The following is a 13,452-nucleotide window of genomic DNA, read 5'->3' as shown; positions in this document are numbered from 1 at the left end:
CGACCCGCGGTCAGGTCAGCCAGTCGAAGCGGGGCGGAAGCCCGAGGAAGTCCGCGTAGCGTGCCAGCGCCTGCTCCACCCGGGCCCGCGCCGCGGCGTCGAGGGTCGTGAGCGGTTGGATCGTCACGGTGACCGCGGTGCGGCCGACCTTGCGCTTCCACACCCCGACGACCCGCCCGGCGCGGACCACGGTGGCCTGGAAGATGCCGTTGTTGCCCGGCACGACGGCCTGCTGGTCAGCGGGGTCGAGCATCAGCCGGCGGTCCCGGTAGCCGAGCAGGTACTCGTCGAAGCCGGGCAGCACGAGCATGTCGTCCAGCGGAACACGCGGCATGTCGGCGAGCACCGCGTCGACGTGCATCGGCTCGCCGTCGACCCGTACCGTGCCCAGCACGCCCTCGGCAGCGGCGAGGCCGCGCCGCGCGTCGGTCAGCGTAAGGCCGCTCCAGCCGGCGAACTCCCGGGCGGTGACCGGCCCGTGCCCACGGACGTAACGGTGGGCGAGCAGAGCCAGCGCCTCGTCCCGTTCCAGCGAGCGTGACTCGGGCGCCCACTCGTCGAGCAGGGCGAAGGTCTGTTCGGTGCCGACGTTCGGCGCCACGCAGGTCACCCCGCGGACGCTCGCGTACCACAGCAGGTGGTAACCGCGCTGCCCGTCGGTGCCGATGCCGGCCTCGCGCAGCGCGGCGAGGCACTGGGCGCGGGTGAGCCGGCCGCCGCCAGCCAGCGCCTCGCCGAGAACGTCCAACGCGCGACCCTCGTCGGCCTCGGTGAGACCGAGCTGCGCCCGTCGGGTCGCCGAGGCGGAGAGCGAGCGTACGCCGGTCAACTCCAGCATCCAGCGGACGTCGGCGGGCGGGACGAGATGCACCGTGCCCCGCATCGGCCAGGTGCGCAGCGCCTCGCGCCGCTCCAACGCCGCCTGCACATCGGCGACGCTCTGCCCGGGCAACCGGGCGCCCAGTGACCACAGACCGCTCGCCAGATCCTGCGCCTGCATCGCGCCGAACCACTGCACCACGTCGGCGACACCGCCCGGTCGGATGCCCGGGTGCGGGCGCAGCAGCAGGCTCGTCATCCGCAGATCGAGCGCCTGCGCTGCCGTGAGTTCCCTGCTCATCGGGCTCCCTTCCCGGGCCGTGGCGCCAGGGTAGGACACCCGCCCGACATCGATACCCCCATGGTGAGACGTAGATGTGGCACTATCTCGGCTGTCACCATCTGGTGCCGCAGCGGCACCGCCGCGTCGATCCGCACGCCATCGTGCGGACGGCCCGTTTCGGGTGACTTCACACGGGGTGAATGATCAGTGCAGACTTCTTCCTGGAAAAGGGCCATCGCCGGTGGCGCCGCTGCCGTGCTGGCCAGCGCCGCAGCCGTGATCGTCAGCCAACTCCCATCGCTGGCGGAGGAGACGCCGCCCTCGCTCGTGGAGGACTACTCCTACCCGGGCGCCGCGCAGGTGCTGGCGGAGCGGGGAGTCAAGCTGATCAAGGGTGACGGGCACATCACCCTGGTCGACTGCGGATCCAACCCGAACAATCCGGCTGCGGATCTGATCCTGGTGCAGAGCAACGACTTCACCCTGCCGGGTGGCGTCAACTTCTGCTTCAAGGCGACCGGGGCCTCGGGTCTGCTCACCATGGAGATCCCCAAGGTCTATTTCGTCCGAGGTGACGACACGCGCACGGTCGCGGCGAAGGTCGAGGTCAAGGACGACCCGACGGTGGTCGAGGTCGAAGAGGTCATCCCGAAGGAGTGGCAGCCGGTCGGCGTCGGGCAGGCCCGCGGTGAGGCCACCGTCCTCGAACTGCGTTACCCCTTCACCTCCTGAGACTCTGACGAACGAGTGGGTGGGCGGGCCTCAGGGCCCGCTCACCCACGTGCGTATCCCGGCAGCGTCGCCGGCTCGAAGTCGGTGGCATAACGAGTCACGCGGTGGGAAGGCGGTCACCCGGAAGTGCGCGCGCCGCGCGTACGGAAGGGAGCCCCATGACTGCCGCAAGCGAATCGGCCGGGTCGAGGACCCATCGGGCGTCCACCAACGCCAAGACCAGCGCGGCCGCCACCTTTGCCCTGGTCTTCGGGGTGGCCGGTCTGCTCAGCGTGCTGACCGCCATCCTCGCCTGGATCGGCCTGGTGCTCGGCATCATCGGCGTCATCCTCGGCATCGTCGGGCTGAAGATGGCCCGCCGGCCAGGGGTGACCGGCCGGGGCGTGGCCATCGGCGGCCTGGTGTTGAGCATCCTGGCCGTGCTGATCGGCCTGGGCCTCGCCGCGGGCATCACCACCTTCGTCAACAACGACAGCGCGGTGAACCGCCTCCAACAGCAGGTCGACGACCTACGCGACAAGCTCGACTGACCGTCGCGCCCCGCATCGTCGACGCGTACCCGTGAGCGTGGTGCCTCGTCGCGCTCACGGGTACGGGCACGCCCGCCACCGGTCACACCCGGTCACAGTAGGGTGGGCGACGTGCTCCGCCAGGTCACCGCGATCCGCTACGTCACCCCGCTGCGCGAGGGTGGCTCATTGCCGGGCGTGGTGGAGGCCGACGACCTGGGCACGTACGTGGCGAAGTTCCGGGGCGCCGGGCAGGGGCCCAAGGCGCTGATCGCCGAGGTGATCTGCGGTGAGCTGGCCCGTCGTCTGGAACTGCGGGTGCCGCCGCTGGTGGTGCTCGACGTCGACCCGGTGATCGGGCGCGCCGAACCCGACCAGGAGGTGCAGGAGCTGCTGCGCAACAGCGGCGGCGCCAACCTGGGGATGGACTTCCTGCCCGGGGCGCTGGGCTTCGACCCGGTGGCGCACCCGGTCGACGCGGCGCTGGCCTCCCGGGTGCTCTGGTTCGACGCGTACGTGGAGAACGTCGACCGGAGCTGGCGCAACCCGAACCTGCTGGTGTGGCATCGGGAGCTGTGGCTCATCGACCACGGCGCCTCGCTGTACTTCCACCACAACTGGCCGCGCGCCGAGGCCGCCGTGCACCGCGCCTACCGGGGAGTCGAGGACCACGTGCTCGCCCCGTACGCCGACGGGCTCGCCGAGGCCGACGCCGACCTGGCCCCACGGGTCACCCCGGACCTGCTCAGCGAGGTGCTGGCCCTGGTGCCCGACGAGTGGCTGACGGCTGCCGACTTCGAGACGGCCGACGAGGCGCGGGCTGCTTACCGCAGCCACCTGTCCGCCCGCGTCGCGCGCACCGCCGACTGGCTGCCGCAGGGAGGTGCGGCATGAGGCACCCCTTCGAGTACGCGCTGATCCGGCTGGTGCCCCGCATCGAGCGCGGCGAGCAGATCAACGTCGGGGTGCTGCTCTACTGCCAGCAGCGTGACTTCCTGGCGGCCCGCACCCACCTGGACGCCGAACGCGTCCGCGCACTGGCACCCGACGTCGACCTTCCGGCGGTCGCCGCGGCACTCGGCTCCTGGGACCGGACCTGCTCCGGTGACGGGCCGGCGACCCGGATGCGACTCGGCGAGCGGTTCCACTGGCTGGTGGCCCCGCGCAGCACGATGATCCAGGCGGGGCCGGTGCACACCGGGCTCACCGCCGACCCGGCGGCGGAGCTGGAGCGGCTGACGGCGGCCCTGGTCCACTGAGCGCGTACGACACGGGGTAGGCCCCTGATCGCGCTACGCCAGCGTCGTCGGTGGCGGAGCGCGATCCCCCGTTCAGGTGCTCGGTGCGGGGCGGCGGCTCGTACCCGCCGGCACCGATGGCATCAGGATCGCTGCCCGCGTGGGGCGCACGGCCGCAACCGACCGGAAGTTGCGGAAAAATTGAGCCCGGCGGACCGACAGGTGGGATCGCTCGCGCGCTGTCGTTAGAGACCGCGCGTCACGGGTAGTCGCGGGAGCTGACCCGAGACGAGTTAGGGGAAACATCTGATGGCTGCCCAGACGAAGGTGGCGGTGATCTACTACAGCGCCACCGGCACCACCTACCAGATGGCGCAGGCCGTGTGCGAGGCCGCCGGAGACGCCGGTGCCGACGTGCGGCTGCGCAAGGTGCGCGAGCTGGCACCGGACGAGGCGATCCGCTCCAACTCCGGCTGGGAGGCGCACCGCCTGGAGACCCAGGACGTGCCCGAGGCGATGCTCGACGACCTGGCCTGGGCCGACGTCGTGATCTTCGGCGCGCCGACCCGGTACGGCATCATCGCCGCCCAACTGAAGCAGTTCATCGACACCTCCGGCCCGCTCTGGGCGCAGGGCGCGTTGGCCAACAAGGTCTACTCGGGCTTCACCTCCACGGGCACTCTGCACGGGGGCCAGGAAACCACCCTGACGTCGCTCTTCAACGTCTTCTACCACTGGGGCGGCATCGTGGTGACCCCCGGATACACCGACACCAGCCAGTTCATCGCCGGCAACCCCTACGGCGCCTCGCACACGAGCAACAACGGGGAGATCGCCCCGGACTCCGTGGCGCTCGAAGCCTGCGCGCTCACCGCCCGGCGGGCGGTGCAGATCGGCACCGCGCTGAAGGCGGGCATGGGCGGCTGACGGCGGAAGCGACCGGTGGCGCGGGCGGGGGCTCTCGGCCCGTCCACGCCACCGGTCGATCCAGCCCTACCCCGAGGCGGAACGACTATGCGCGTCCGCCCGTCGCGGACAGTTCGTCCGTGCGCGGCGCCGGCAGCAGGTCACTCAACAGCTCGGTCAGCACAGCCAGCCCGTCCGGGCTGAGCACCGACTCGGGGTGGAACTGCACCCCGGCGAAGCCACGCCCCCGAAGGGCGTGCACGGCGCCGTCACCGGAGTCCCGGGCCAACTCCACCGGCCCGTACGCGGTGTCCAGCCGGTCGGCCTCCGAACGGGCGGTGAACGTCGAGTAGAACCCGACCCGCCGGGTCCTGCCGAACAGCGACACCTCCCGCTGCAACCCCTGATAAGGCGCGTCCCGGCGGTGCGGCGGCAGCCCGAGCAGCCCGGCCAGCACCTGGTGGCCGAGGCACACCGCGAGGGTGGGGCGGCCGGTCGCCAACAGCCCGCCCAGCAGCTTCCGCATCGCCACCATCTTCGGCTCGTCCGGGCTGCCCGGGTCACCGGGCCCGGGGCCGGCCACCACCAGGTCGTACCCGTCGACAGAGCCGCCGGCGTGCCACGGTCGGGTGGTCACCTCAAGACCCAACGCGCCCAACTGGTGGGCCAGCATTCCGGTGAAGGTGTCCTCGGCGTCCACGATCAACGCGCGACGACCGACCAACCCGGGCAGCTTGGGCGCGTCCGGTGACCGCTGGTCCAGCCAGAACCGGGCCAGCGGCGCGTTGCGCTTGGCCAGCGCGTCGCGTACCTCCGGGTCGTCGGCCAGCCGCGCGACCGGCTCGCCCCCGCGGTCGGGCGCCGCCGGCCCGAGGCCGAGCGCGGCCAACACACCGGCCGCCTTGGCGTGCGTCTCGGCCACCTCGCCGGCCGCCGTCGAATGCCGGACCAGGGTGGCGCCCACCGGCACCCGCAGCCGGCCGGCGGGGGAGATCTCGGCGGTACGGATCAGGATCGGGGCGTCGAGCGTCTGCCGGCCGGCGTCGTCGTGGCCGACCAGCGCCAGCACGCCGGAGTAGTAGCCCCGGCCGCGGCGCTCGTGGCGGGCGATCACCCGGCAGGCGTTCTCCATCGGGCTGCCCGTCACGGTCGGCGCGAACATCGTCTCGCGTAGCACCTCCCGCACGTCACGGGTGCTCTGCCCGGCGAGCAGGTACTCGGTGTGCGCCAGGTGCGACATCTCCTTCAGGTACGGGCCGATCACCTGGCCGCCGTGCTCGGCGACCGTGGCCATCATCTTCAGCTCCTCGTCGAGCACCATGTACAGCTCCTCGACCTCCTTCGGGTCGGCGAGGAAACGCAGCAGCGCCTTCCGGTCCGGGGTGTCACCGGCGCGCCGGAAGGTGCCGCTGATCGGGTTCATCATCACCAGCCCGTCGTCGACGCTGACGTGCCGCTCCGGGCTCGCGCCGACCAACGTCCGGGTGCCGGTGTGCACCACGAACGTCCAGTACGCGCCGCGCTCGGCGACCAGCAGCCGGCGCAGCGCGGCCAGCGCCGCCACCAGCGGTGGACCCTGCACGGTGGCGTGCATGGTGCGGTGGATGACGAAGTTCGCGCCCTCACCACGGCCGATCTCCTCGGCCAGCACCCGGTGCACGGTCCGTGAGTAGTCCTCGTCGGTGATGTCGAACGCCGCGTCGGTGGTGCGGACCTGCTCGTCGGGCAGCATGGCCAGGGCGTCGGCCAGGGCGATCCGTCGATGGTCGCGGATCCGCAGGCACTCCAGTGGGGCACCGTCGTCGACGCAGGCGAAGCCGCGCTCGGAGATCTGCCGGTACGGCACCAGTGCCAGCGTCTGCGCCCCGGACACACCCGGCGTCAGCGGGATGTCCGCGAGCCGTTCGACAGTGTCGACAGTGCCGGTGAACAGCTCCAGCTCGTCCGCGCCGTCACGGCGGAGCAGGGCGAAGGGGCCAGGGTCGACACCGCTGACGATGGCGGTGAGCAGATCGGTCAGGTGGGTCATCGGGGTCTCCGTCGGGCTCGGCGCCGCCGTTGTGGCGGTCATCCGGCCGGGAGATCCGGCAGCCGCCTGGAGGGCGGCCGCGTGGATGAAGCTACGCGCGGGAGGTGGCCGCCGGGTCGGCGGGCCACCAACAAGTCAGATGCGCGAGCATGTGATCCACCTTACCCGCCCGTTGCCCGGTTCGCACCGGGTAACTTGACCGGCGATGAACATTCTCGCGCTCGATCTGGGCACCTCCTCGGTACGAGGGCTGGTGCTGGACGCGGACACCCGACCGCGGCCCGGCGCGCTGGCCCGGCGCAAGGTCGAACTCGCCATCGGCGACGACGGGACCGGCACGCTCTCCGCTGCCGACTATCTCGCCTCGCTCGTCGAATGCGTGGACGAGTTGGCCGACGCGGGCCACCTGCACGACGTCGACCTGGTGGCGGTCTCCGCGCAGTGGCACTCGGTGCTCCCGCTGGACCGCGACGGCGCGCCGATGGGGCCGGTGATCACCTGGCTGGACACCCGACCCGCGCCGGTCGGTGGTACGGCCGGCCCGGCCGACCCGGACGGCTTCCACCAGCGCACCGGCTGCTGGTGGCACCGTTCCTACTGGTCGATGCGGCTGCCCTGGTTGCGGGAGCAGTCGGGCAGCCCGATCGCCCGGTTCGTCGGTCTGCCGGAGTACCTGCTGGGCGAGCTGCTCGACACGGCGCCCATGTCGATCTCCCAGGCCTCCGGGACCGGTCTGCTGGACCTGCGCACCCTGCGGTGGGACGAGGAGGCGCTGACGCTGGCCGGGGCGCGACCGCAGGATCTGCCGCCCCTCGGCGCGCTGGACTGGCACGGCCAGCTCCGGGCCGACCTGGCCGCCCGGTGGCCGCAGCTGGCCCAGGCCCGCTGGTCACCCCCGGTCGGCGACGGCGGTGCGTCGAACGTCGGTTCGGGCTGCGTCGACCCGAGCCGGGTCGCCGTCACCGTGGGCACCTCCGCGGCCGTCCGGCTGATGCAGCGGATCCCGGCCGGCGAACCGATGCCCCGGCTCCCCGAACGGCTCTGGCGTTACCGGGTCGACCATGACCACGTGGTGACCGGGGCGGCGTACGCCTGCGGCGGGAACCTGTTCGCCTGGGCGGGCCGGGAGCTGCGGTTGCCCCGGGGCGCGGAGCTGGACGCGGCGCTGGCGCTGGTGCCGATCGGCGGTGGTCGACCGGCCGACCCCCGCTTCGGCGGAGACCGGGCGCCCGGCCTGGCGCCGGCGGGCACCGGTGAGCTGCGCGGCCTCAGCTTCAGCACCACCTCGGTGGACATTCTGGCCGGGCTGATGCAGGGGCTGTGCGAACTGGTCGCCGAGGATCTCGCGGTGCTGGAGTCCACCATCGACAAACCGGTCGGTGTGGTGCTGGGTGGGGGTGCGGTGGCGGCGTCCGTGTGGTGGCGGCAGGCCTTCGCCGCCGCGCTCGCACCGCGACCGGTGTCGCACCAACGCAACCCGGAGATCGGCGCCACCGGCGCGGCACTGGTGGCACTCGGCCGGTTCGGGGACGCGATCGGCCTCGCCGACATCGGCCGGACGGACGAGCTGGTCCTACCGACCACGGCAGGACGATCCCACCCGCAGTATCCTTCCTGAACCACCGCTCAGCCCAAACCGTTGACAGTCCAACCAAGCCTGGTTGGATGGACTGCGCTCCCCGGACCGCGGCGGACGCGGTAGCACGGAGGAGGCAGGGTGGCGGCAGGTCCCGAGCCGGCGAACGGCGCGGTGTCGAACCATCGCCGGCGCCGCTTCGACGTCCGAGTGGTGCCGCATCGGCGGCGGTCTCCGTTCCGGCTGCGCGACTGGCGGATGAGCACGAAGCTCGCCACCGTGCTGGTGGTGCCGTCGATGGCGTTCCTGCTGCTCGCCGGCGTGCAGACCAGCGCCCTGGTGGGGCGGACGACCGCGCTCAACGACTTCTCCAGACAGGTCGGCATCGGCCGGCAGATCACCGCGGCGGTGCACCAGCTCCAGCAGGAGCGCGACCGCTCGGCGGGCGAGTTGGGCGAGCTGCGTAGGGGCGGCGATCGGGCGGCCGCGGCGTCCAACCTGAAGCCGTTGCAGACGGCCACCGACCGGGCCATCGCGGACCTGAGTCGGGCGGCCGAGCCGCTGGCCGACGCCGACGCGTCCTGGCGGGTCGCGTTCTCCGAGGCACTGGAGGCGTACGACCAGGTGATCGACATCCGGCCGGCGATCCCGCCGGCGGTGCTCGGCAGCGAGACCATCCTGAGCAACTACCACCGGGCCGTCAGCGCGCTGCTCGACCTGCTTGCCGAGCCGAGCCCTGGTCAGGGCCAGTCGGCGTTGAACGACGCGGTGCTGCGCTACGTTCAACTGGCCCGGGTCAAGGAACTCTCCTCCCGGGTGCGGGCCCAGCTCTACGCCGCCGGCCGGGCCGGTGGGTACGGCACCGAGGACCGGGTGATCCTCAGCGATCTGCGCGGCCAGCAGCTGACCGCGCTCAGCGCGTTCCGGGTGGCTGCCACGTCCGACCAGATCCGCCGCTACGACGAGACCTCCGTCAGCCCGATGTTCCTGGTCGCCACCCAGCTGGAGGAGCGCAGCCTGCCAGCCGGCAACGCGTCGCCGGAGGTGCTGCCCTCGGAGCAGTGGTGGTCGGCCAGCCAGCAGCGTCAGGAGCTGCTGCGCCAGCTCGAGGCAGGTGTGCTGGACGACGCCGTGCGGCAGGCCGACGAAGCCAGCAGCGAGCAGCTGCGGGCCACCCTGCTGGTGGTCGGCGGGGTCGTCGCGGTCCTGCTGGTCGCCCTGCTGATCTCGTTGCTCGTCGGACGGTCGGTGGCCCGGTCGATGCGGTTGCTGCGTAGCCAGGCGCTCCGGATCGCGCAGGTGGAGCTGCCGGACGCACTGGACCGCCTGAAGACCGTCACCGGCGGGGTGCCGGGCATCGAGGTCGCGCCGGCGGTGGTCCGCTCGCTCGACGAGATCGGTGAGCTGGCCGAGGCGTTCGTGGCGGTGCACCGCAGTGCCGTCACGGTCGCCGTCGAGCAGGCGCTCATGCGGCGCAACGTCAACGCCATGTTCGTCAACCTGGCCCGCCGCAGCCAGGTGCTGGTGGAACGGCAGCTGGAGCTGCTGGACGATCTGGAGCGTGAGGAGAGCGACCCGGACCAGTTGGAGAACCTGTTCAAGCTCGATCACCTGGCCGCCCGGATGCGCCGTAACGACGAGAGCCTGCTGGTGCTCGCCGGCACGGACTCCACCCGCCGGTGGAACCGGCCGGTCGGTCTCGGCGCGGTCCTGCTGGCCGCCGCCGCGGAGATCGAGCAGTACCAGCGGGTCCGGATCGAGGCGGTGGCCGACGTGTACGTGGTCGGGCACGCCGTCGGCGAGCTGGTGCACATGCTGGCGGAGCTGCTGGAGAACGCCACCGCCTTCTCGCGTCCGGACACGACGGTGGTGGTGACCGCGCGGGTCGACGCCGCGACCGCCCTGGTCGAGATCGCCGACCGTGGCCTGGGGATGAGCCCGACCGCGCTGACCGAGGCGAACGCGGTGCTGGCCAGCCCTCCGGCTGCGGACGTCGCGACGGTGGAGCGGATGGGCCTCTTCGTGGTCAGCCACCTGGCCGCCCGGCTGGGCGTACGGGTCCGGTTGGACGACCACCAGGGCGGTCTGGTCGCCCGGCTCGCGTTGCCCGCGGTGCTGCTCGCGCCGGCGGGAACGGTGCAGACGGATCTGCCCGCGCCGGCCCGGATGCTGGCGACGAGCGCCGCTCGGGGCGTGGTCCGGCAGCCCGGGGCCGTCGCCCAGGGCAGCGCCCCCGGGGCGGGCATCGCGGCGCGGGACCTGCCGGTCGCCGGTCGGCCACCGGGTGCCGCCGTGCCGCGCCAGGCCCGTCCGGTGCCGGTGCGTGCCGAGGACGTGTTGACCCCGGCCGGCACCCGCGACGACGGCGGGGGCTGGTGGTCGCGGCAGGGCCCGGGCGCGTCCGCGCCCATCGTGCCCGCGTCGGGCATGCCACCGGCGGTCCCGGTCACCGCCGGTACGAACGAGCGAGGGCTGCCGGTGCGGGTGCCGATGGCACAGTTGAGCGCGGTCACCCGCTCGGCGCAACCGTCGGCGGCACCGACCCGCACCGACCCGGACCCGGAGGCGGTCGGCGGCATGCTCTCCCGGCTCTACAGCGGAGTGCGGCGCGCCGAGGCCGAGGACACCACCGAGATACCCGTGCCACCGTCCGGGGGGCACGACGAAGGGGGACGACGACAGTGACGACGTTGAGCCAGGAGGCGCGTGACCTGAGCTGGCTGGTGAGCGCGTTCGCGGAGCGGGTGCCGGGCGTGGCGCACGCGGTGGTGGTCTCGTCCGACGGGCTGTTGGTGGCGATCTCCGACCATCTGCCGCGCGACAACGCCGACAAACTCGCGGCGGTCACCTCCGGGCTGATGAGCATCACCGCGGGCGCGGCCCAGATGTTCGACGGCGACGTCGTCAAGCAGACGGTGGTCGAGATGGGCCGCGGCTACTTCCTGGTGATGCAGGTACGCGACGGTTCGATCCTGGCCACGTTGGCCGCCGGTGACGCGGACATCGGTGTGGTGGGCTACGAGATGGCCCGGCTGGCCAAGCAGGCGGGGGAGATGCTCACGCCGGCCCTGCGGGCGGAGTTGCAGCAGGCGTTGCCCCGCTGAGTGCGTTGGCCGAGGCGTGCGTTGGCCGAGGCCCGGACGGTCGCCAGCTCATCCGAGCCGCGCCGAGCCGTCCGGGCCCGGCCGTCCGGGTGGGCGGCGCCTTCAGAAGCCGCCGTCGGCGATGACCGAGCGGTACCAGGTGGCGCTGCTCTTGAGCACCCGCCGCTGGGTCGCGTAGTCCACGTAGACCAGGCCCCAGCGCTGGTCGTACCCGGCGTCCCATTCGAAGTTGTCCAGCAGTGACCAGACGTGGAAGCTCTCCAGCGGCACGCCGTCGGCGATGGCCCGGTGCGCGGCGGTGAGGTGGTCGCGCAGGAAGCTGATCCGACCGGCGTCCTGGACGGTGTCGTCCGCGGCCAGCGTGTCCGGTGTGGGCAGCCCGTTCTCGGTGATGGTGAGCGGGATCGGGCCGTAGTCGCGGGTGATCCGGGTCAGCAGGTCGTACAACCCCTCGGGGTAGATCTGCTGCCACGCGGCCTCCGAGGTCACCCAGCGGTGTTCGGTGCCGCCGTCGGCGGTGACGTAGATCGGCGTGTAGTACTGCACGGCGAGCAGGTCGATGGGCGCGGAGATGATCGCCAGGTCGCCGTCGCGGATGCCCCGGACCATCCGGCTCTGCGGGCCCAGGTCGGCCAGCACGTCCTCCGGGTAACTGCCCTTGAGCAGGGAGTCGAGGTAGAGACGGTTCTCGTAGCCGTCGTAGAGGTGGGCGGCGGCGGCAGCCTGCGGGGAGTCGTCGGCGGGGTAGCAGGGGTGCAGGTTGAGCGCGGGACCGATCCGGCTGTCGCTGCCGCTGGCCCGCAGCGCGGCGACGGCGAGCCCGTGCGCGAGCTGCAGGTGGTGGGCGACCAGGTAGGCGGCGTCCGGGTCCTGCCGGCCGGGGGCATGGTGGCCGGTGAGGTAGCCGTTCTGCACCACGGTCTTGGGCTCGTTGACGGTGAGCCAGGCCGGCACCCGGTCGCCGAGGGCGTGGAAGACCAGGTCCGCGTAGTCGGCGAAGCGGTGGGCGGTGTCGCGGGACTCCCAGCCGCCGGCGTCCTGAAGCGCCTGGGGAAGGTCCCAGTGGAACAGGGTGGCCATCGGGGCGATGCCGCGTTCGTGGAGGCCGTCGAGGAGGCGGCGGTAGAAGTCGAGCCCGCGTTGGTTGGGCGCCCCGGTGCCGTCGGGCTGGATCCGGGGCCAGGAGATGGAGAAGCGGTAGCTGCGCAGCCCGAGGTCGCGCATGAGGTCGAGGTCCTCGGCGTATCGGTGGTAGTGGTCGATGGCCACGTCGCCGGTGTCGCCGTTGCGGGTGCGCCCCGGGACGCGGCTGAAGGTGTCCCAGACCGACTCGCCGCGCCCGTCTTCCTTGGCGGCGCCCTCGATCTGGTACGCGGAGGTGGCCGCGCCCCAGCCGAAGTCGTCCGGAAAGCGCAGCGGGCCGGCGGGCCCATTAGGTATCGACATGGATTCTCCTCATGGATACGGGGCCACCGCCGAAGATTCGGGAGCGCTCCCATGATAGGGCAGACGCGGCCTGCCGGTCATCCGCCCGTCATGACGGCCGGGGCTGGCGGGGTGGCGGCGGGTATGGCCCCGAGCAGCGAACGAGGCCGTCCGGGCGGCGCACCGCGCCTGTCCCGTCGGCCTCTTTTCCTATCGTGTACGGGGGTTTAGTGTGGGGACGGGGGAGGGCAACCCCCGTCCCCACCGTAACTGCACACACGCAAGCGGAATTTTGGGTCCTGCCATGCGTGTCGCGCGGGAGCCGGGCCACGCGAGTGGCTCTGGTTCCACCTCCCTCCATGTGGCGGGACGATGGCTGACGACGGCGTCCGGGCTGGCCCGTCGTCGGCCATCGGTCGGTTTCCCCGGCCCCGCCCAGAGGCGGCGCCGGCGATCTTCTAGTTGGAACCTTGTCGATGGAAGCGCTCCCATCGACCGATGTTGCGACTGTAACGCCCGTCACGCCTTTGTGAAAGACCCAAAACAAGATCGAAACAAGGAGCTGATCCGGCTTGTTGTGGGAGCGCTTCCATGGCACACTGTCGATTCAACGCGGCAGGAGCCACATCGCGTGAGTGCGGGTCCACCGAGGGCAGCCGGCAGCACCACTTCCGGTCACGGTCACCCCATCGCAGCCTGCGGGATCCCCTCCCGTGCAGGCCGCACCGACCCACCCCGGCCGGGCCCGGGGAGACCACCTTCCCGGCGCCTCTAATTCCCCGCGGACCACCACCCTCGCGGGCCGGCGCCGCCGCCGGGACCATCCCGGCC

At 72.2% G+C, this 13,452-nt stretch carries 11 protein-coding genes; 8 read left to right on the top strand and 3 right to left on the bottom strand.

Annotated features, from left to right (window positions below):
* Positions 1-10: 10 nt before the first annotated feature.
* Positions 11-1,120 (bottom strand): winged helix DNA-binding domain-containing protein, encoded by a 1,110-nt coding sequence (locus O7614_RS22880; protein ID WP_278140529.1) that lies wholly within the window; start codon positions 1,118-1,120, stop codon positions 11-13.
* A gap of 189 nt (positions 1,121-1,309) precedes the next feature.
* Here O7614_RS22880 and O7614_RS22875 point away from each other — a divergent pair, with 189 nt between their 5' ends.
* The 5 genes from O7614_RS22875 (at position 1,310) to wrbA (ending at position 4,508) form a co-directional block, all read left to right on the top strand.
* The gene (locus O7614_RS22875; RefSeq protein WP_278140528.1) at positions 1,310-1,834 is read left to right on the top strand and encodes a hypothetical protein; all 525 of its coding nucleotides are present in this window, start codon (positions 1,310-1,312) and stop codon (positions 1,832-1,834) included.
* Between the two features lie 158 nt (positions 1,835-1,992).
* A complete protein-coding gene (locus O7614_RS22870; protein WP_278140527.1) occupies positions 1,993-2,364 on the top strand; it encodes a DUF4190 domain-containing protein in 372 nt (123 codons plus the stop codon).
* A 111-nt stretch (positions 2,365-2,475) separates the two neighbouring features.
* On the top strand, positions 2,476-3,237 hold the full coding sequence (locus tag O7614_RS22865; protein WP_278140526.1) for a HipA family kinase: 762 nt from the start codon (positions 2,476-2,478) through the stop codon (positions 3,235-3,237).
* Positions 3,234-3,602, top strand: a complete 369-nt coding sequence (locus tag O7614_RS22860) for a DUF3037 domain-containing protein (RefSeq protein ID WP_278140525.1) — start codon at positions 3,234-3,236, stop codon at positions 3,600-3,602. The genes O7614_RS22865 and O7614_RS22860 overlap by 4 nt, the downstream gene beginning before the upstream one ends.
* 288 nt (positions 3,603-3,890) lie before the next feature.
* Entirely contained in the window at positions 3,891-4,508 is a 618-nt protein-coding gene (gene wrbA, locus O7614_RS22855) for an NAD(P)H:quinone oxidoreductase (RefSeq protein ID WP_278140524.1), read from the top strand.
* An 85-nt stretch (positions 4,509-4,593) separates the two neighbouring features.
* On the opposite strand, the gene O7614_RS22850 is transcribed toward wrbA, so the two are convergent.
* Positions 4,594-6,516 (bottom strand): anthranilate synthase family protein, encoded by a 1,923-nt coding sequence (locus tag O7614_RS22850; protein WP_278140523.1) that lies wholly within the window; start codon positions 6,514-6,516, stop codon positions 4,594-4,596.
* A 205-nt stretch (positions 6,517-6,721) separates the two neighbouring features.
* On the opposite strand from O7614_RS22850, the gene O7614_RS22845 reads away from it, so the two are divergent.
* The 3 genes from O7614_RS22845 (at position 6,722) to O7614_RS22835 (ending at position 11,196) form a co-directional block, all read left to right on the top strand.
* Positions 6,722-8,134 carry an FGGY family carbohydrate kinase gene (locus tag O7614_RS22845; protein ID WP_278140522.1) on the top strand — a complete coding sequence of 471 codons (1,413 nt, stop codon included), beginning with the start codon at positions 6,722-6,724 and terminating at the stop codon, positions 8,132-8,134.
* 99 nt (positions 8,135-8,233) lie between these two features.
* Positions 8,234-10,777, top strand: a complete 2,544-nt coding sequence (locus O7614_RS22840; RefSeq protein ID WP_278140521.1) for a nitrate- and nitrite sensing domain-containing protein — start codon at positions 8,234-8,236, stop codon at positions 10,775-10,777.
* Between the two features lie 5 nt (positions 10,778-10,782).
* Positions 10,783-11,196, top strand: a complete 414-nt coding sequence (locus O7614_RS22835) for a roadblock/LC7 domain-containing protein (RefSeq protein ID WP_221310111.1) — start codon at positions 10,783-10,785, stop codon at positions 11,194-11,196.
* Between the two features lie 102 nt (positions 11,197-11,298).
* Here O7614_RS22835 and O7614_RS22830 read toward each other — a convergent pair whose 3' ends face one another.
* Positions 11,299-12,642 carry a GH1 family beta-glucosidase gene (locus O7614_RS22830; protein ID WP_278140520.1) on the bottom strand — a complete coding sequence of 448 codons (1,344 nt, stop codon included), beginning with the start codon at positions 12,640-12,642 and terminating at the stop codon, positions 11,299-11,301.
* Positions 12,643-13,452: the final 810 nt, after the last annotated feature.

This window comes from Micromonospora sp. WMMD961, assembly GCF_029626145.1.
In the GTDB taxonomy this organism is placed as follows: domain Bacteria; phylum Actinomycetota; class Actinomycetes; order Mycobacteriales; family Micromonosporaceae; genus Micromonospora.
This window is presented reverse-complemented; position numbering and strand designations above follow the sequence as displayed.

Excerpts from the sequence above, each read along its gene's own strand:
- O7614_RS22880 (WP_278140529.1), bottom strand. The coding sequence starts at position 1,120 with ATGAGCAGGGAACTCACGGCAGCGCAGGCGCTCGATCTGCGGATGACG.
- O7614_RS22870 (WP_278140527.1), top strand. The coding sequence starts at position 1,993 with ATGACTGCCGCAAGCGAATCGGCCGGGTCGAGGACCCATCGGGCGTCC.
- O7614_RS22860 (WP_278140525.1), top strand. The coding sequence starts at position 3,234 with ATGAGGCACCCCTTCGAGTACGCGCTGATCCGGCTGGTGCCCCGCATC.
- wrbA (WP_278140524.1), top strand. The coding sequence starts at position 3,891 with ATGGCTGCCCAGACGAAGGTGGCGGTGATCTACTACAGCGCCACCGGC.
- O7614_RS22850 (WP_278140523.1), bottom strand. The coding sequence starts at position 6,516 with ATGACCCACCTGACCGATCTGCTCACCGCCATCGTCAGCGGTGTCGAC.
- O7614_RS22845 (WP_278140522.1), top strand. The coding sequence starts at position 6,722 with ATGAACATTCTCGCGCTCGATCTGGGCACCTCCTCGGTACGAGGGCTG.
- O7614_RS22830 (WP_278140520.1), bottom strand. The coding sequence starts at position 12,642 with ATGTCGATACCTAATGGGCCCGCCGGCCCGCTGCGCTTTCCGGACGAC.